The organism is Vibrio harveyi, assembly GCF_030060435.1.
Classification (GTDB): domain Bacteria; phylum Pseudomonadota; class Gammaproteobacteria; order Enterobacterales; family Vibrionaceae; genus Vibrio; species Vibrio harveyi.
Genome location: NZ_CP125875.1, coordinates 289,766 through 308,888 on the forward strand (window position 1 = coordinate 289,766; position 19,123 = coordinate 308,888).

Below are 19,123 nucleotides of genomic sequence, written 5' to 3' on the forward strand. Positions count from 1 at the left end.
AATATGTTTGCTTTGATTGATGCTGCGTTATCGCGTGCACGTACCATGCTTACATTGTTGGTGATGATTTTGATTGCCGGAGTGATCACCTACATTACGATTCCGAAAGAGTCGAGCCCCGACATTACCATCCCTATTATCTATGTTTCGGTTAGTCACCAAGGTATTTCCCCGACCGATGCGGAGCGCTTATTGGTTCGTCCGATAGAGCAAGAGCTTCGTTCAATAGAAGGCGTTAAGGAGATGACCGCGATTGCTTCAGAGGGACATGCGTCGGTTACTCTAGAGTTCAGTGTCGGCGTTGACTTAGCTGAAGCTATGGCTGATGTTCGTGATGCGGTGGATCTTGCTAAACCTAAATTGCCTGAAGACAGTGATGAGCCAACAGTTAACGAAGTAACATTCGCATCTGAAGAGCCTGTCCTCACTCTGGTTCTGTATGGCACAGTCCCTGAGCGTACAACAGTACAAATCGCACGAGCTTTACGTGATAAGTTAGAAAGCTATCGTCAGATATTGGAAGTCGATATTGCGGGGGATCGCGAAGATATCGTTGAGATCGTGGTCGATCCGTTATTGATGGAAAGTTACGGTTTGGATCAAGCCGATATCTACAATTTGATTGCTTTAAACAACCGAGTGGTTGCTGCTGGCTTTGTCGATACTGGTTATGGTCGCTTCTCGGTTAAAGTCCCTTCCGTATTTGATTCGTTAAAAGATGTATTAGAACTACCGATCAAGGTAAATGGCAAAGAGGTGATCACTTTTGGTGATGTCGCGACAGTGCGCCGAGCCTTCCGTGACCCTGAAAGTTTTGCTCGTTTAGATGGTGAACCAGCGGTGGTGCTCAATGTGAAAAAGCGTGCCGGTGAAAACATCATAGAAACGGTTGAGCTCGTTAAACAAGTTCTGATTGAAGCGCAAAAGCAGACTGGTTGGCCGAATAACCTGCAAGTTAAATACACTTGGGATCAGTCTGATGACGTTAAGCTGATGCTTAGCGATCTGCAAAACAACATTCTGTCTGCAATTATTCTGGTCGTTATTGTCATCATTGCCATTCTGGGTGTTCGAACGGCACTGTTAGTTGGTATTTCTATTCCGGGCTCTTTCTTAACTGGCTTATTGGTGTTGTCGGTTTTTGGTTTGACCGTCAACATCGTGGTGCTATTCGCACTGATTATGGCTGTAGGCATGTTAGTCGATGGTGCCATTGTTGTTACGGAATTTGCTGATAGGCGGATGCAAGAGGGCACACCACGTAAAGAAGCATATAGGGATGCAGCAAAACGTATGGCATGGCCGATTACTGCTTCTACAGCAACCACTTTGGCAGCGTTTGCACCACTGCTATTTTGGCCGGATATTACTGGTGAGTTCATGAAATACTTACCATTAACTCTCATTGCAACCCTCAGTGCTTCGCTAATGATGGCATTACTTTTCGTCCCTGTGATTGGTGGAATCATTGGTAAGCCTCAAGTCGTCGATGCACAGCGTCAGCAAGAGATGGTTGACCTGCATAATGGTGAATTTGATAAAGCGACAGGCATTACCAAGCTTTATTACCAAACCCTGTCTATCGCGATCCGACATCCATTGAAAGTGTTACTCAGCGCAATTTTGCTCGCGGGTGGTGTTGGCTTTACTTACAACAAAGCCGGCTTAGGTGCGGAGTTCTTTCCTGAAGTGGATCCCGCCTTCTTTACGGTCAAAGTTCGTTCTTATGGTGATTTGTCGATCAATGAGAAAGACATCGTAATGAAAGAAATTGAGAAAGTAATGTTAGGGCATGATGAGTTTGAAAGCGTCTACACACGTACTGGCTCCGATTCAAATGATGGTGATGAGATTGGGCAAATTCAGATCACGCCGGTGGATTGGCAATATCGCCGTAAAGTCAAAGATATTATTGAGGAACTTAAGCAAACCACCAATCAATTCTCCGGTGTTGAGTTGGAATACAAATTCCCCGATGCAGGACCACCAGTTGAGCATGATCTCGTGATTGAAATGTCGGCGCAAAACTCAAGTATCGATCAATTGGACAGTGCCGCCAAAATGGTTCGTTACTGGGCTGATCGTAACCCTGCGTTAACTAACTTAAGTGATACAACGAATAAAGAAGGAATTGATTGGCAGATTGATATCCGCAGAGACGATGCTTCTCGCTTTGCGGCCGATGCAACGTTGGTTGGAAACACCGTTCAGTTTGTTACCAACGGTTTGAAGATTGGTGATTATCTTCCGGATGATGCCGATGAAGAAGTCGATATCTTAGTACGTTATCCGCAAGATAAGCGTGATATTGGGCGTTTTGATCAGCTGAGAGTGAAAACGGCTGCGGGCTTAGTACCGATTACTAACTTTGCTCAAATTAAACCGGATCATAAGCAGGATACGATTCGCCGAGTTGATGGGCGCCGAGTGGTAAATATCAAAGCGGATATGGTTGAGGGGTATAACCTCGCACTGGAGCTACCAAAGATAACGGCGGAAGTGGCGCAATTGGGTTTACCTGCTGGGATTGAGTTTAAAATTCGTGGGCAAAACGAAGAGCAAGAGAACTCTTCCGCTTTCTTGCAAAATGCTTTTATGGTTGCTCTTGGTGTGATGGCGCTCATTTTGATTACTCAGTTTAATAGCTTCTATCACGCCTTTTTGATCCTAAGTGCAGTGCTTTTCTCTACGGTCGGTGTGTTTGCTGGATTGCTGATTTTCCAAAAGCCATTCGGCATTATTATGTCGGGCATTGGGGTGATCGCACTGGCCGGGATTGTTGTGAACAACAATATTGTATTGATAGATACTTACAATCAGATGCGTAAACGAGGGCTAGAAAAGTCAGACGCAATTTTGCGTACCGGAGTACAGCGTCTGCGACCTGTATTGTTGACCACAGTAACGACGATACTTGGCTTGCTGCCAATGGTGCTAGAGATGAACATCGACTTAGTTAACCAGAAGATTGAATTTGGTGCACCGAGTACGCAGTGGTGGTCTCAATTAGCAACTGCAGTTGCAGGTGGGCTCGCATTTGCAACCGTGTTAACTCTAGTGCTTACTCCATGTTTATTGATGCTAGGTAGAGAGCACAATATTGACGAACCTGAACCTGAAACAAAAGAGGCAGCGTAAGCTGCCTCTTAGGTATTGTCGTGAATCACGACTTATTTATTTCATTGCGAGCAACTTACTGTAGCGTTCTAGTTTTGCCATGCTCACTTTTGCGTTCGCCATGAAGGTTTGTTTTGCTTTACCCGTTAAAGATTTTGACTGCGGAAGCTTAACTGTTCTAGCGTTCTTGTGTACGCCGTTTACCAAGAATTCGTAGTGCAAGTGAGGTCCCGTAACCCGCCCAGTGCCGCCGAGCGTACCAATGGTTTGTCCTTGTTTCACTCGCTGTCCTGTCTTAACCATGCGTTTAGTTAAATGCAGGTATTTGGTAATGTAAGTGTTGCTGTGTTTGATGAATACATAGTTGCCGTTAAACTTATTGTAGGCAGACTTTTGTACCACACCATCACCAGCAGCCCAGATCGGTGTGCCAACAGGCGCAGCGTAGTCGGTGCCTCGGTGAGGACGAACCTTACCAGTGACAGGGTGTAAACGACGAGGGTTGAAATTAGACGTTACGCGACGGAAGTCCAATGGCGCACGCAAAAAGGCTTTCTTCATGGCTCGACCATTTTCATCGTAATACTTGCCGCTCTTTTCATCCAAAATTGCAGTAAAGGTATCACCTTGGTTCTTAAACACTGCAGCAATAATTTTTCCTCGCCCAATGACTTCACCTTCGACGACTTCTTCTTGGTAAAGCACACGGAAAGTATCGTTTTTACGAATATCCAATGCAAAGTCGATGTCCCAACCAAAAATGCCTGCCAGCTCCATAATTTGGTTTGCATTCAACCCAGATGAAATACCGGCATTCCAGAAGTTAGATTTAATCGTCGCTTCAGCGTAGTTGTACTGATAATCGACTTCTTTTTTATCGATCTCTGAGACGTATTTGTTGCCTTGCAGCTTAATGCGGAAAGTTTCAAACGCATTCAGCGTGCGTTGAAGTTGAACAAAGTCGTTGTTTTCATCAAACCCAAATTTCAGCTTATCTCCTGGACGAAGACGAGAGAGCTGCTGTTTGATTTCTTTATCTGAAGTGATCAGTTCATGCAAAAGACGAGGGGATAAGCCGACGCGGTTAAAAAGTACCGCTGCACTTTCCCCATTTTTGACCTTATATGTTTCCCAACGCAAGACAGAAGGAAGATTAGAAGAAGCGCTGCGCTCTGGTGATTCGACAGATATCGACACTGGATAATGCTCGCCAACTTTAAGGCGGCTTTGCTGCGGATCGAGGTCTTGCGGATCGGGTAAGAAAAATAGCGCGACGATGATAAGTGCACTAAAAAAGCCGATCAGTACTTTGTGCAAGAGTGGGAGTCGGACAAAAATCGAATGCATGAGGTACTTGATTACTAAATTAAACGTAAAAATTGACAACTACCTAGTCTAACGTGTTTCAAAATGCATCGCTATTCAAGTAAGATGTTCAGCTATTATATTTTTGCCAAATCTGTGGGAGTGAACAAGAATGGCGAGCATTGAAGCTGCACTAGCCGAGATTAAGCGCGGTGTTGAAGAGCTGATTCCAGAAGAAGAGCTGATCGCAAAACTTAAAGAAGGTCGTCCTCTACGTATTAAATTGGGCGCCGATCCAACAGCACCTGACATTCACCTAGGCCATACGGTTATTTTCAATAAGCTTCGCTTGTTCCAAGAACTAGGTCATGAAGTGACATTCCTTATCGGTGATTTCACTGCAATGGTTGGTGACCCAACAGGCAAGAACACAACTCGTCCACCGCTAAGCCGTGAAGACGTGCTACGTAACGCAGAAACGTACAAAGAACAGGTGTTCAAAATCCTAGACCCAGCTAAGACAAAAATTCAGTTCAACTCTGAGTGGCTATCTGAGCTTGGTGCAGAAGGCATGATCCGTCTTGCTGCAAACCAAACTGTTGCTCGTATGCTAGAGCGTGATGATTTTAAAAAGCGTTACGCTGGTGGTCAGCCAATTGCTATCCATGAGTTCATGTACCCACTACTTCAAGGTTGGGACTCAGTAGCAATGGAAACTGACGTTGAACTGGGTGGTACTGACCAGAAGTTCAACCTACTGATGGGGCGCGAGTTGCAAAAATCTCACGGTCAAAAACCACAAGTTGTTCTTATGATGCCACTTCTAGTCGGTCTAGATGGTGAGAAGAAGATGTCTAAATCTTCTGGTAACTACATTGGTATCAGCGAAGCACCAAGCGAAATGTTTGGTAAGATCATGTCCATCTCTGATGATCTAATGTGGAGCTACTACGAGCTGTTGTCTTTCCGTCCTCTAGAAGAAATTGCACAATTTAAAGCGGATGTAGAAGCAGGCAAGAACCCTCGTGATATCAAAGTACTGCTAGCAAAAGAAATCATTGCACGCTTCCACAGTGAAGCAGATGCAGATGCGGCAGAGCAAGAGTTCGTTAACCGTTTCGCGAAAAATCAAATTCCTGACGAAATGCCAGAGTTTGATTTTGAGACTGGCACGCCAGTAGCAAATCTATTGAAAGAAGCGGGTCTATGTGCTTCAACTTCTGAAGCTATGCGCATGGTTAAGCAAGGCGCAGCTAAGATCGAAGGCGAGAAAGTTGCTGATGCGAAGTTTGTTCCTGAAGCAGGCACTTACGTATTCCAAGTAGGTAAACGTAAATTCGCACGTATTACTATTAAGTAATCAATAACTGTTCAAAATGAAAGCGCCTTATAGGCGCTTTTTTTGTATTAAAATTTGGTGAATACACGCGAGATTGACTGTAAAAATGGTCGAACTTTGTTACTATACGCGCGCTGCTACGTGAGCAGCTTTATCGGAGATTTACATGAACAATACCGACCATCCTCCCAGTTGTTGGGTGAGTAAGATTAAGGGAGCGAAATAACCCGCTTCGGTATTGGCGATCTCCGCCTTACCTTAGTGGTGAGGCATCTTTTCTTCTAGTTTTCCTTTTATTATTTCCTTTCATAAATTCTGAATAGACAGTGCTTTGGCATTGATGTTTTCGCGCGTCCTGCATTTGTATTTATACAAGTCGGGTGTGCAGAAAGCTTTTTGCGTGCGTTGTCGATGGTCGTTACCAATGCCAATCGGGAGATTCGCCATGACGGTAATGAACAACACTTTTATTGAAACAACACCAAACTTCTCCGAAGTGGAGATTGGTGCCGCTCGTAATGCCTTTTTGCAATACGAACAAGAGCAACAATTGCACCTACTAACGATCATGCCTATTGATGAGGCGGTTGGTATTTTGCAGCACTGCTCGGTTGGCTATGTGAATAGCCTTATCGCTCAACTTGAACAAGCTGGATATGATAAACGTGCTCGTCACTATGCTCACCAATTAGGTTTACATATGTCGGAAGTCGATACACCAGATGGCTACTTATCGACTAGTGTGTTGGAACATGTGAAGCAGCGTATTGGTTGGATCATTGCTCTTGCCCTTTTAGGGATAGTGTCGGGTTTGATCATTGCTCAGTATGAGGACACTTTAAGTCAACTTGTATTGCTTGCCGTATATATGCCCGTAATCGCTGCTGCTGGTGGTAATACCGGAACTCAGGCTGCGACCTTAGTCATTCGCGCACTCGCCACTGGAGAGTTAAAGAAACGCCAATGGTTAGAAGTTTTGTGGAAAGAAAGTCGCGTAGCGCTGTTTATTGCCTTGGCGATTGCGATCGTGATGATTGGTCGAATCATGCTATTTAGTGGTGGGCAATCAACAGGGGGCTTTGCACTGGAAGATATCGCATTAGCCATTGCGGTTGCGTTATTTATTCAGGTGACTATCTCAACCACACTTGGAGGATTACTTCCTATCATAGCGCGTGCATGTAAACTGGACCCCGCCGTATTGGTGAGCCCAGTATTAGCATCGATCGTCGATATCTCAGGTATGTGGATCTACTTTACCGTGGTGAACTACTTCTTAGGCATTGCCTGACTAAAACTCACAATGTCTTGGTAAAACAATTTCTCAAAACGAGTAATCGGGGCGACGACAGGCTTGTTATCGTCCCTTTTTTCTGGGAAATAGTCCGACACAAACTGAACAAATAGCGTGTTTGGTTTGCCGTTTTTATCAAGCCCATACCCCGCCATATTGTACGTGCCGTACAAGGACCCGCTTTTTGCAATCAACTGTCCTTTAATAGGAGCTTTACGCATACTCTGGCGGTACTGCAATGTTCCTGATTCACCGGACTTTGGCATAATTGCTATCAAGTTGAGTTCTTGTTCGTGTTGCCAAATGTAGCGCAAGATAGCAGCCATCGACTTCGCTGAAATGCGGTTATTGCGTGATAAACCTGACCCATCTTCTAATCGGGCATTGCGAATGTCGATCCCCGTATTGGAGAAAATGATTTGTTTGATTGCTTCAGTGCCGTTAGTAAAACTGCCAGGTTGCACAAAGAACTTAGCGCCAAGTGTTTTAGTAAGAGTATCGGCAATTAAGTTATCTGAGCGTTTTAACATCTCATCAAGCAACTGTGGTAATGGTTTTGATTTGTGTACTGCCAATAACTTGCGTGACTTTTCAGGTGCTTTGCCGACTCGAATTTTTCCTTTTAATGAAATGCCGACTTGCTTGAGCAATTTCTCTACTTTTTGGCTTGTGTAGCCTTCAGGATCTTGCACTGCAAACTTGAGGGGGAGTGGTTTATCGCCACGGTCTACTAAGCAGCCGGTTAGTTGATATTGGTTGTTTGGGTTAGCGATGAGCTCCAAATCACAATGACGGCTCTTCTGGACGCTTTTTGACACGGTTTGAGCGCTGGTGGCGACATTAATTGGTTGATGCTCAGGAACATAAACACGAGTTGTACCGTTTTTTTGTGTGTATATCGATGCTTGAACGCAATTTTCATTCAGTGTCACAGCAGATGCTGGTGCGCTATAGCAAACGCCTAGAATATCCCATGGCCATCCAACGGCACGGTTGTAGCCAGTAAAAGCGCTGTTATCTAACCAAAGATCCCCATTGATTCGGTTTAGACCGTTTTTCTTCGCTCGTGTCAGCATGGTTTTAAGATCTTGCGTTACAAGCGTAGGATCGCCGGAAAAAGTAAAGACGGCGTCAGAGTTGGAGCTTTCTAACGTTGTACGAAAAGTAAAGCCATTGCCCAGCTCAAGCTTTGCAGCCAAGGCTGTGACAACTTTTAATGTACTTGCTGGGGGGAAATACTGCTCAGTAGGATGAATGCCTTTTAGCTCACTTTGCCCATTAAGCTTTTCAGCAACCAGACTGATACGTGCTCCGTCTGGCAGCACCTCTTGGTGGGGATAAGCAAAAGAGAGAAGTGGAGTAAGGCTAGAGAGTAGTAACAATGACCAACGTAAGCGCATAGTAATAGTTCGTGAGGTTAGTTATGCAATTGAGTATATACCGAAAAATCGCAGAATTCTGGATATAAAAAATGCCCGCATAAGCGAGCATTTTATCTTCAAGTCGTAAGACTGAATTAGAAGTCGTAACGTAGACCTAGAGCTAGCTCGTCTTCAGAATCGATCTTCGTTGCTTTGTAGTTAGCAGAAGTCGTTGAGCCCATAGCATCGCCAGCATCAATTAGGTTGAAGTTGTACGATACGTAACCACGGAAGTTAGGCTTGAAGTAGTAAGACGCGTCAACCGCGAAGTTGTTTGCAGAAGTTTCGTTGTTAGTTTCTGCGTTGTTGTACGTCGTTGTGAACACTGTTTGACCTAGAGTGTAAGCACCTGCTAGTTCGTAACCAGTGTAATCTACTGTTTTCTTGAATGTTGCTTCTTTTTCACCGTCAGTGAATAGACCTGCAAAGTATAGGTCGTTCATTGTGTAAGAAGCAGCAAGCATGTATTCGTTAGCGTCAGATTGGTCTGCGTAACCAGCACCTAGGTCAAGACCAGTGTCGCCTAGAGTGTAGATAGCAGATAGAGAGTAGCCATCTTCGCCGTTATCAGTGTACTCAGTACCAGCTGCGTTTTCTACGCGGTCAGCGAAACGGTAGCTAGCTTTAACTGCTAGGTTTTCGAATTGACCTTTGTAAGACAGCATGTTGTCTGAACGGTCAGCTGCAGCTAGTTTGTCAGCAGCAGAGTTACCAGCGTACGCCATGATATCTGTGAAGTCAGTGATAACGCCTAGCGCACCGTCGTTTTTACCGTAAGTAACTTCACCGAATGCACCGCCTAGACCAGCGTATGCGTAACGAGTGTCAAGGTTGCTGTTGCCGTCTACGCCGCCTTCTTCAGCAGTAGTAAATTCACCTTCCCAGAAACCAACACCGTATAGGTTGTCGTTGATTGCTTGTGTGCCAAGGAAGTTTAGACGGATACGAGAGTTGTCCGCTACGTCGCCATCTTTCATAGATAGACGTGCTTCAGCACGACCGCCCATTTCTAGAGAAGTGCCGTCTTGGTTGTAAAGTTCAGCTGCGTTAACGCCAGTTGCCATAGCTGCTGCAGATACAGAAAGAGCAATTAGAGTCTTTTTCATCTTATTTGTCCTAGTTAGCTGTCCATAATCATTGTTTTATGGGGGAGAGGTTATCTCTCACAAGCTATTGTTGTTCGTATAGTTTCATTCGCGGCAAATGCCCACACTCGAAAAAGCCATAACGAAATAACTTGCCGGACATGTTTTACTGCTAAAGTTTCCTTATGAGTTAGTAAAATGATATAAATCCAACTAATGAACACTGTTCAATTAGTTGTTATTTCATCTTAAAGTGTTGTTTTTAAATGATTATATCTTGCCTAACATTGGTCTGACATTGATTTGTTTTTATCTTTTTTGATGTTTTTAGTGTAATGAACAGTGTTGTTTTTCAATAAATTGCGATGATGCGTAAATCTAAAAACGATTGATGGCGTGGTATTAACCACACAACTGAGTCGCGAAATCGAATTAAGGTGATTTCACACCCTAGTTTGTTTAAACTAACCAAAACAGAATCTTTGAACGTACTACCCAGTCCCTATGATTGGGTGGGATTTTTTTGTCCAAAGACACCTTTGGCCTTGAGGTTATATAATGGAAAAAGTTCCAATGACACTACGTGGCGAACAGTTGCTACGTACAGAACTCGATCGTCTACTAAAGCTTCGCCCGCAAATTTCAGAAGCAATCGCAGAAGCGCGTGAACTAGGCGACTTGAAGGAAAACGCAGAATACCACGCTGCTCGTGAAGAGCAGGGGATCTGTGAAGCACAAATTCGTGACATTGAATACAAGCTATCTGTTGCTCAAGTCATTGACGTAACAACGATGGACAACACTGGTAAGGTGATTTTTGGTTCAACCGTTACTCTGATTGACTGTGATACAGAAGAAGAGAAAACCTACCAAATCGTGGGTGATGACGAAGCAGATATTAAAGCGGGTCGTATTTCGATTAGCTCGCCAATTGCTCGTGGCCTGATCGGTAAAATGGAAGGTGACGAAGTTGTTATTCAAACTCCTGGCGGAGCGAAAGACTTCGAAATCGACAGCGTTGAGTACATCTAACTTCGTGTTCTAACGGTTAGTTGAAATAAACTCTAGATGCAAAAAAGGTCGCCTATGGCGACCTTTTCTTCTTCCGCTGCGCAAGTAGGTATTACTTACGTGGGATTTCGATTTTACGCTCTTCAGACTGGCGGTATAGCACAAGTACCTTACCGATTGTCTGAACTTTTTCAGCGCCCGTCTCACGTACGATAGCGTCGATGATCAGCTGTTTTGTCTCACGGTCTTCTGATGCAACTTTAATTTTGATCAGTTCGTGGTGGTCAAGAGCGATTTCAATTTCTGCTAGCACGGCTTCTGTAAGTCCATTTGCGCCCATTAGCACAACAGGTTTTAAACTGTGAGCCAGGCCTTTTAGGTGCTGCTTTTGTTTGGTGCTTAGGTTCATTACGCGGCCAATTTTCTTTAAAATAAGGGTTGAAAAAAGCTATTTTAACGCCATCTATTGCTGAAGACTATAATTTATTGAGTAATAGGTTGAGCCTATTAAAACAATAGCTCCTAATTACGCCTTGTTGGGATTAAGATGAGTAAACAAAAACATTCGGCTAGTTCTGGTCGTTGGTTGAAAGAACACTTTGACGATAAATATGCGAACGAAGCTCGTAAAAAAGGCTATCGTTCTCGTGCTTACTTCAAAATTGAAGAGATCCAAATAAAAGATAAATTGTTGAAATCTGGGATGACAGTCGTCGATTTAGGCGCCGCTCCAGGTGGATGGTCTCAATATGCTGCTAAGATAATAGGTGAAGAAGGTCAAATCATCGCATGTGACTTATTACCTATGGATCCAATCGCTGGTGTAAGCTTTTTGCAAGGTGACTTTCGTGACGAGGCGGTTTTAGACGCTCTATTGGAAAGAATCCAACCTTCGATGGTGGACGTAGTAATGTCTGATATGGCTCCAAACATCGCTGGTAACAATTCCGTAGATCAGCCACGAGCTATGTATTTAGTTGAATTGGCTTTAGATATGTGTCGACAAGTTCTAGCACCTAATGGTAGCTTTGTCGTAAAGGTTTTCCAGGGTGAAGGCTTCGATCAATTTGTGAAAGAAGTCCGAGACATGTTTAAAGTCGTAAAAATCAGAAAACCAGACTCATCGCGAGCTCGCTCACGAGAAGTCTTTGTTGTAGCCACTGGTTACAAAGGTTAACTATTTCGCTCGTTTAGAGCATGGTTAACACTATAGCTACAGCTAATAAACTGTAGTACCCTACCTTTAATTACAATTAGTTATCGAGAGGCTGACACCTTGAGTGACATGGCAAAAAATTTAATTCTGTGGCTTGTTATCGCTGTCGTGTTGATGTCGGTATTCCAGAGCTTTGGCCCTGGAGAGAGCAATGGCAGAACCGTGGATTACACCACGTTTGTACAGGAAGTTGGCCAAGGCCAGATTCAAGAAGCAACTTTTAAAGACGGTGAAATTAGTTTTGTTCGTCGTGGCGGCGGTGCCAAAATGGTCACTTACATGCCTGTGTACGATCAAAAGCTTCTAGATGACCTAATTAACCAAAACGTGAAAGTGCAAGGTACGCCTCCTGAAGAGCAAAGCTTACTTGGCACAATCTTCATTTCTTGGTTCCCTATGATCTTACTGATTGGTGTGTGGATTTTCTTCATGCGTCAAATGCAAGGCGGCGGCGGTAAAGGCGCCATGTCTTTCGGTAAGAGCAAAGCTCGTATGATGAGCGAAGAGCAGATCAAGACGACTTTTGCGGACGTCGCAGGTTGTGATGAAGCAAAAGAAGACGTTAAAGAGCTGGTTGACTACCTACGCGATCCAAGCCGATTCCAAAAATTGGGCGGTAAGATCCCGACAGGTGTACTTATGGTTGGTCCTCCAGGTACTGGTAAAACGCTTCTAGCGAAAGCCATTGCTGGTGAAGCAAAAGTGCCTTTCTTTACTATCTCTGGTTCTGACTTCGTAGAAATGTTTGTTGGTGTTGGTGCGTCTCGTGTGCGTGACATGTTCGAACAAGCGAAGAAAGCGGCACCTTGTATCATCTTTATCGATGAGATTGATGCAGTAGGTCGTCAGCGTGGTGCTGGTGTAGGTGGTGGTCACGATGAACGTGAACAAACTCTAAACCAAATGCTCGTTGAAATGGATGGTTTCGAAGGTAACGAAGGTATCATTGTTATCGCAGCGACTAACCGTCCAGACGTGTTGGACCCAGCACTACTGCGTCCTGGTCGTTTTGACCGTCAAGTTGTTGTTGGTCTTCCAGACGTACGTGGTCGTGAACAGATTCTTAAAGTACACATGCGCAAAGTACCTCTAGCAGGTGACGTAGAGCCTTCTCTAATCGCACGTGGTACACCTGGTTTCTCCGGTGCTGACTTAGCAAACCTAGTAAACGAAGCAGCCCTATTTGCTGCGCGTGGTAACAAGCGCAACGTTTCTATGGTTGAATTTGAACTAGCGAAAGACAAAATCATGATGGGTGCAGAGCGCCGTTCAATGGTGATGTCTGAAGAAGTAAAAGAGTCAACTGCTTACCACGAAGCAGGTCACGCGATTGTTGGTCGCCTAGTACCAGAACATGACCCTGTGTACAAAGTCTCTATCATTCCACGTGGTCGTGCGCTTGGTGTGACTATGTACCTACCAGAGCAAGACCGTGTGAGCATGTCTCGCCAACACCTAGAATCTATGGTTTCTAGTTTGTACGGTGGTCGTCTTGCTGAAGAGCTAATCTACGGTGCTGATAAAGTATCGACGGGTGCATCGAACGATATCGAGCGTGCAACTGATATTGCTCGTAAGATGGTGACGCAATGGGGCTTCTCTGAAAAACTTGGTCCGCTTCTATATGCGGAAGAAGAAGGTGAAGTGTTCCTAGGACGTAGCGTGACACAGACTAAACATATGTCTGATGACACAGCGAAGCTAATCGATGATGAAGTTCGTAAGATCATCGACCGCAACTACGACCGTGCGAAGCAAATTCTGGAAGACAACATGGACATCATGCATGCGATGAAAGATGCGCTAATGAAGTATGAAACCATTGATGCTGGCCAGATTGATGACCTGATGGAGCGTAAGACTGAGATTCGTGAACCTGCTGGTTGGGGTGATAAGCCTGCAAACAAACCAGAAGATAATGATAAGCCTCAGGCTAAACCTGAAGTGAAAGCGGAAGAGAAACCAGTTGAACCGACTAAACCGGTAGAGCAACCAACGTCTCAAGAAGCGACTTCAAGTGAAGCTCCAGAAAAGAAAGACTCTGAATAAAGAGTAGCGTTAATAAAAAACCCCGAGTTAGGCTCGGGGTTTTTGTTTCTGTTGTGATTATTAAAGCTATGATTATTAAAGCAAACAACAAATCTCTCGACCTTTCCCACCCGCATGTTATGGCGATCCTCAATGTCACTCCAGACTCGTTTTCTGATGGTGGTAAATTCAACTCGTTAGAGCGTGCACTTGCTCAAGTCGAAAAAATGATTGCTGCTGGCGTTAGTATTATTGATGTTGGCGGGGAGTCTACGCGTCCAGGGGCTCCAGATGTTGCATTAGAAGAAGAGTTGCAGCGTGTGGTCCCTGTTATCAAAGCGATTCGCGCAAAACATGATGTGTGGATTTCTATTGATACCAGTAAAGCAGAAGTCATGCGTCAAGCTATTGAAGCCGGGGCGGACTTGATTAACGATGTGCGTGCTCTTCAAGAGCCGGGGGCGTTAGAAGTTGCCGCGAAAGCAAACCTTCCTATTTGCTTGATGCATATGAAAGGTCAACCGCGCACTATGCAAACTAATCCTCAATACGATGATCTGATGGATGATGTCTCTGCATTTCTTCAAGAACGCATTGCTGCCTGTGAGTCCGTGGGCATCGATAAGTCTCAACTTATTCTTGATCCAGGCTTTGGCTTTGGCAAAACCATTGAACACAATTATCATATGCTGGCACACCTCGATAAGTTTCATGAATTCGGTCTGCCAATTTTGGCCGGTATGTCACGTAAATCAATGATCTTTAAATTGTTGGAGAAACCAGCAGCAGAATGCGCAAATGCTAGCGTTGTCTGCGCGACAATTGCTGCGATGAAAGGTGCGCAGATCATTCGAGTACATGACTTTGAAGAAACCATTGAGGCAATGAAAGTTGTTGAGATGACGAACAATAATATCTAAAAGAATTAAGGAAATTTTATGTCTGATAAAAGACGTTATTTTGGTACTGACGGTGTACGCGGGAAAGTAGGACAATACCCAATTACTCCGGACTTTGTACTAAAGCTTGGCTGGGCGGCTGGTCGTGTACTAGCAAAACAAGGCACTAAGAAAGTTATCATCGGTAAAGATACCCGTATTTCAGGTTACATGCTTGAGTCTGCACTTGAAGCTGGTCTAGCTGCGGCAGGTCTGAAGGCTACCTTTACTGGTCCGATGCCAACGCCAGCAGTTGCATACCTAACACAAACTTTCCGAGCGGAAGCTGGTATCGTTATTTCAGCGTCACATAACCCATACTACGATAACGGCATTAAGTTCTTCTCATCTGAGGGGACTAAACTTCCTGATGACATCGAACTGGCTATTGAAGCTGAGCTAGATAAAGATATCGAATGTGTAGAGTCTGCTGAACTTGGTAAAGCAACTCGCCTTAATGACGCCGCGGGTCGTTATATTGAATTTTGTAAGAGCACCTTCCCGTCAGAACTTAGCCTAGCAAACCTTAAGATCGTTGTTGACTGTGCACATGGTGCGACTTACCACATCGCTCCTAACGTATTCAAAGAGTTAGGTGCAGAAGTGATTGCTATGGGTGTTGAGCCAAACGGCACTAACATCAATGCAGAAGTCGGTGCGACAGACGTTCGTGCCCTACAAAAGCGTGTTGTGGAAGAGCAAGCTCACCTTGGTCTTGCATTCGATGGTGATGGCGACCGCATCATGATGGTTGACCATTTGGGCAACAAGATTGACGGCGACCAAATTGCCTACATTATCGCTCGTGATGCTCTGCGTCGTGGCGAACTAAAAGGCGGTGTTGTTGGTACGCTAATGACCAACCTAGGTATGGAAAATGGTCTAAAACAACTGGGTATCCCATTTGTTCGTGCCGCAGTTGGTGACCGTTACGTGATGGAGCAACTACTTGCTAAAGGCTGGAAGATTGGCGCTGAAAACTCAGGTCACGTTATCTTACTAGACAAAGTCACTACGGGTGATGCAATTGTTGCTGCACTGCAAGTTCTTGCTTCTGTAGTTGGCAGTGATATGACACTACACGACTTGTCACAAGGCATGACGCTTTATCCTCAGGTACTAGAAAACGTGCGTTTTGCAGGTCAAAGTAACCCACTTGAAGCGCAGGTTGTACTAGACTCAGTAGCGGAAGTGGAAGCTGAGCTTGGTGACAAAGGTCGCGTATTACTACGTAAATCTGGTACAGAGCCTCTAATCCGAGTCATGGTAGAAGGTGAAGATGCTGAACTTGTACAAAGCTCTGCGCTTAAGATTGCAGAAGCTGTAAAAGCAAGTTGTTAATCATTGCTTTAACCTGTTTTGCGAGAGAAAAGGGCATCTTTTGCCCTTTTTTTGAGCGCTTAATGCGTTAGTGGTGACTTTTTACTAATTTTCCCTTGTCAGCGTTACTGGCTTTCGCTAGTATTGCTCCGCCTCCCGTTAGGAGGTCGCTAGCCTTGTTCATAAATAAACGCAATTGTTTTTGAACGGCGCTGGCTCAACAATTTGGAACATAGGTGGAAAAAAATGTTTTCAGTTCTACTTGTGATTTACCTGTTGGCGGCGCTTGGTGTGATTGGCCTTGTGTTGATTCAACAAGGTAAAGGCGCAGATATGGGAGCCTCGTTCGGTGCAGGTGCTTCAAACACAGTGTTTGGTGCAAGCGGCTCAGGTAATTTCTTAACCCGAACAACTGCTATTTTAGCAACCGTATTTTTTATCGTTAGCTTGCTACTTGGTCGTATGTCTACGCACAAGACTGAGTCACAATGGGTAGACCCAACACTAGGTCAACCAGTTGTAGAACAAGTTAAAGATGCAGCAAGTGAAGTTCCAGCACCAGCAGGTGATGAGATTCCACAATAAGCTGTAAAGGTTTATGTAGCCGAGATGGTGAAATTGGTAGACACGCTAGCATGAGGTGCTAGTGCCTTAGGTGTGAGGGTTCGAGTCCCTCTCTCGGCACCATGAATTTACAAACTTGTAAATCACTTGTGTGAGCGTATAATGCTCATCAAGTCGGACGCGGGGTGGAGCAGCTTGGTAGCTCGTCGGGCTCATAACCCGAAGGTCGTCGGTTCAAATCCGGCCCCCGCAACCAATCTCTTCTTTCAGTTGGAAAGGATGATTCGATTGGCAAGTTTGCACAGTGCTAACCACACTGTGAGTTAAGAAAAGCATTTCTTGGCTATTCTTAACGTATCAGGGTCCAGCAGCATAAAACCCCGACTTTCGGGGTTTTTTGTTATCTGAGTTTTTGTAAATGAACTCAGATACTGCTTGGTTTTTTGATTGGGCTCTGAGCCCTTTTTTTGTTTCTGGAGTGGTTCAAATGACTGGTTTAGAAAGACAACTTACTGAAATGCTTGAAGCTCCAGTAGAGGCATCAGGCTACGAGTTGGTTGGATTAGAATTTATTCGTGCGGGTGCGCACTCAACGTTACGCATCTACATCGACCATGAAAATGGTATCAACGTAGATGCTTGTGCAGAAGTAAGCCATCAGGTTAGCGCAGTACTAGACGTTGAAGATCCAATTTCTGTTGCTTACAGCCTAGAAGTTTCTTCTCCAGGCTTAGAAAGACCACTTTTCAAAGCAGCACATTACGAGCAATTTATTGGTCACGAGGTCAGCATCGTATTGAAAATGGCTGTTGCAAACCGTCGTAAGTGGAAAGGTATTATCCACAGCGTAGATGGTGAGACAATCGCAGTTACTTGTGAAGGGCAACAAGAAGAGTTTGCTCTAAGTAACATTTCAAAAGCTAACCTGATCCCTAAATTTTAGTTCCCTAAAAAATTTGAAGCTTAGAGGCTAAATACAATGAGTAAAGAAATTTTAGCGGTAGCAGAAGCGGTATCGAACGAAAAAGCGGTACCTCGTGAGCGTATCTTTGAAGCTCTTGAGATTGCTCTAGCGACTTCTACAAAGAAAAAATACGAAATCGAAATCGATGTACGTGTAGCTATCGACCGTAAAACAGGTGAGTTTGAAACATTCCGCCGTTGGTTGGTTGTAGAAGACGTTGAAAACCCAACAAAAGAAATCTCTCTAGAAGCTGCACAATACGAAGATGCAGACATTCAACTAGGTGATTTCGTAGAAGACGATATCCCGTCAGTTACATTCGACCGTATTACGACTCAAACTGCTAAGCAAGTTATCGTACAAAAAGTACGTGAAGCAGAGCGTGCACAAATCGTAGAACAGTTCATCGACAACGAAGGTGATCTGATCACTGGTGTTGTTAAAAAAGTGAACCGCGATACAGTTGTACTTGATCTAGGTAACAACGCTGAAGCGGTAATCCTACGTGATGACCAACTTCCTCGTGAAAACTTCCGTCCAGGTGACCGTGTTCGTGGTCTTCTGTACAAAGTTGCTCCTGAAGCGCGTGGTTTCCAACTGTTCATCACTCGCTCTAAGCCAGAAATGTTGGCTGAGCTATTCCGCGTAGAAGTGCCAGAAATCGCTGAAGAAATCATCGAACTGAAAGGCGCTGCACGTGATCCAGGTTCTCGCGCTAAGATCGCTGTTAAAACAAACGACAAACGTATCGACCCTGTAGGTGCGTGTGTTGGTATGCGTGGTGCTCGTGTTCAAGCAGTATCTGGCGAACTTGGTGGTGAGCGTATTGATATCGTTCTTTGGGACGATAACCCAGCTCAATTCGTTATCAACGCAATGGCTCCTGCTGACGTTGCTTCTATCATCGTTGATGAAGATGCTCACTCAATGGACATCGCTGTTGAAGCGGACAACCTAGCGCAAGCTATCGGTCGTAACGGTCAGAACGTACGTCTAGCTTCTCAACTAACTGGTTGGGAACTGAACGTAATGACTGTGGCAGATCTTCAGAAGAAACACGCTGAAGAGTCTCAAGCGTCTATCGAAAACTTCATGAAGTACCTAGACATTGAAGAAGACTTCGCTCAATTGCTTGTTGAAGAAGGTTTCTCAACACTAGAAGAAGTTGCGTACGTTCCTGTTAACGAACTACTAGAAGTTGATGGTCTGAACGAAGAGCTTGTAGAAGAGCTTCGTAGCCGTGCGAAAGACGCACTAACGACAATCGCTCTAGCACAAGAAGAGTCATTCGAAGGTCTAGAGCCTGCTGAAGATCTGCTAGGTCTTGAAGGTCTAGAGCGCGAAATGGCGTTTAAACTGGCAGCTAAAGGCGTGGCAACACTAGAAGACCTAGCTGACCAAGGTATCGACGATTTAGAAGGTATTGAAGGCCTGACAGAAGAGCGTGCAGGCGAGCTTATCATGGCTGCACGTAACATCTGTTGGTTCGGCGAAGAAGCATAATATCAGCAAGGAGGAAGC

At 44.7% G+C, this 19,123-nt stretch carries 15 protein-coding genes and 2 tRNA genes; 13 read left to right on the forward strand and 4 right to left on the reverse strand.

The features are described from left to right. Positions 1 to 3: 3 nt before the first annotated feature. The gene (locus QMY49_RS01390) at positions 4 to 3,138 is read left to right on the forward strand and encodes an efflux RND transporter permease subunit (protein WP_283312530.1); all 3,135 of its coding nucleotides are present in this window, start codon (positions 4 to 6) and stop codon (positions 3,136 to 3,138) included. A gap of 36 nt (positions 3,139 to 3,174) precedes the next feature. Here the strand turns inward: QMY49_RS01390 and shyC are convergent, their stop codons facing one another. Beyond that, positions 3,175 to 4,464, reverse strand: a complete 1,290-nt coding sequence (gene shyC, locus QMY49_RS01395; protein ID WP_005449171.1) for a peptidoglycan DD-endopeptidase ShyC — start codon at positions 4,462 to 4,464, stop codon at positions 3,175 to 3,177. Positions 4,465 to 4,594: 130 nt separating this feature from the next. Between shyC and tyrS the strand changes: the two genes are divergently transcribed. Beyond that, on the forward strand, positions 4,595 to 5,782 hold the full coding sequence (gene tyrS / locus QMY49_RS01400) for a tyrosine--tRNA ligase (protein ID WP_005449169.1): 1,188 nt from the start codon (positions 4,595 to 4,597) through the stop codon (positions 5,780 to 5,782). A gap of 424 nt (positions 5,783 to 6,206) precedes the next feature. Next, the gene (locus QMY49_RS01405) at positions 6,207 to 7,052 is read left to right on the forward strand and encodes a magnesium transporter (RefSeq protein WP_005449167.1); all 846 of its coding nucleotides are present in this window, start codon (positions 6,207 to 6,209) and stop codon (positions 7,050 to 7,052) included. Here QMY49_RS01405 and dacB read toward each other — a convergent pair. Together dacB and QMY49_RS01415 are read right to left on the reverse strand one after the other, a co-directional pair. Continuing rightward, a complete protein-coding gene (gene dacB, locus QMY49_RS01410; RefSeq protein WP_009698726.1) occupies positions 7,031 to 8,455 on the reverse strand; it encodes a serine-type D-Ala-D-Ala carboxypeptidase in 1,425 nt (474 codons plus the stop codon). The genes QMY49_RS01405 and dacB overlap by 22 nt on opposite strands. A 116-nt stretch (positions 8,456 to 8,571) precedes the next feature. After that, entirely contained in the window at positions 8,572 to 9,582 is a 1,011-nt protein-coding gene (locus QMY49_RS01415) for a porin (RefSeq protein WP_017817695.1), read from the reverse strand. 537 nt (positions 9,583 to 10,119) lie between these two features. On the opposite strand from QMY49_RS01415, the gene greA reads away from it, so the two are divergent. Next, positions 10,120 to 10,593, forward strand: coding sequence for a transcription elongation factor GreA (gene greA, locus QMY49_RS01420; protein WP_005439449.1), 474 nt, complete (start codon positions 10,120 to 10,122; stop codon positions 10,591 to 10,593). A gap of 91 nt (positions 10,594 to 10,684) precedes the next feature. Here greA and yhbY read toward each other — a convergent pair whose 3' ends face one another. Continuing rightward, positions 10,685 to 10,981, reverse strand: coding sequence for a ribosome assembly RNA-binding protein YhbY (gene yhbY / locus QMY49_RS01425; RefSeq protein WP_005425257.1), 297 nt, complete (start codon positions 10,979 to 10,981; stop codon positions 10,685 to 10,687). 138 nt (positions 10,982 to 11,119) lie between these two features. Between yhbY and rlmE the strand changes: the two genes are divergently transcribed. The 9 genes from rlmE to nusA all read left to right on the forward strand — a co-directional run bounded on the left by rlmE (position 11,120) and on the right by nusA (position 19,105). After that, positions 11,120 to 11,749 (forward strand): 23S rRNA (uridine(2552)-2'-O)-methyltransferase RlmE, encoded by a 630-nt coding sequence (gene rlmE / locus QMY49_RS01430; RefSeq protein ID WP_283312535.1) that lies wholly within the window; start codon positions 11,120 to 11,122, stop codon positions 11,747 to 11,749. Between the two features lie 108 nt (positions 11,750 to 11,857). Further along, a complete protein-coding gene (gene ftsH / locus QMY49_RS01435; protein WP_009698724.1) occupies positions 11,858 to 13,837 on the forward strand; it encodes an ATP-dependent zinc metalloprotease FtsH in 1,980 nt (659 codons plus the stop codon). A 68-nt stretch (positions 13,838 to 13,905) separates the two neighbouring features. Further along, positions 13,906 to 14,736 carry a dihydropteroate synthase gene (folP, locus tag QMY49_RS01440; RefSeq protein ID WP_045488767.1) on the forward strand — a complete coding sequence of 277 codons (831 nt, stop codon included), beginning with the start codon at positions 13,906 to 13,908 and terminating at the stop codon, positions 14,734 to 14,736. A gap of 18 nt (positions 14,737 to 14,754) precedes the next feature. Continuing rightward, positions 14,755 to 16,095, forward strand: a complete 1,341-nt coding sequence (gene glmM, locus QMY49_RS01445; protein WP_005449157.1) for a phosphoglucosamine mutase — start codon at positions 14,755 to 14,757, stop codon at positions 16,093 to 16,095. Positions 16,096 to 16,320: 225 nt separating this feature from the next. Continuing rightward, positions 16,321 to 16,659 (forward strand): preprotein translocase subunit SecG, encoded by a 339-nt coding sequence (secG, locus tag QMY49_RS01450; RefSeq protein ID WP_005449155.1) that lies wholly within the window; start codon positions 16,321 to 16,323, stop codon positions 16,657 to 16,659. Between the two features lie 18 nt (positions 16,660 to 16,677). Further along, positions 16,678 to 16,761, forward strand: a tRNA-Leu gene (locus tag QMY49_RS01455). Between the two features lie 56 nt (positions 16,762 to 16,817). After that, a tRNA-Met gene (locus tag QMY49_RS01460) sits at positions 16,818 to 16,894 on the forward strand. A gap of 231 nt (positions 16,895 to 17,125) precedes the next feature. Further along, positions 17,126 to 17,581, forward strand: a complete 456-nt coding sequence (gene rimP / locus QMY49_RS01465; protein ID WP_005449153.1) for a ribosome maturation factor RimP — start codon at positions 17,126 to 17,128, stop codon at positions 17,579 to 17,581. Positions 17,582 to 17,617: 36 nt separating this feature from the next. Then, positions 17,618 to 19,105: a transcription termination factor NusA gene (gene nusA / locus QMY49_RS01470; RefSeq protein ID WP_005449151.1), complete on the forward strand. Its 1,488-nt coding sequence runs from the start codon at positions 17,618 to 17,620 to the stop codon at positions 19,103 to 19,105. Positions 19,106 to 19,123 lie beyond the last annotated feature (18 nt).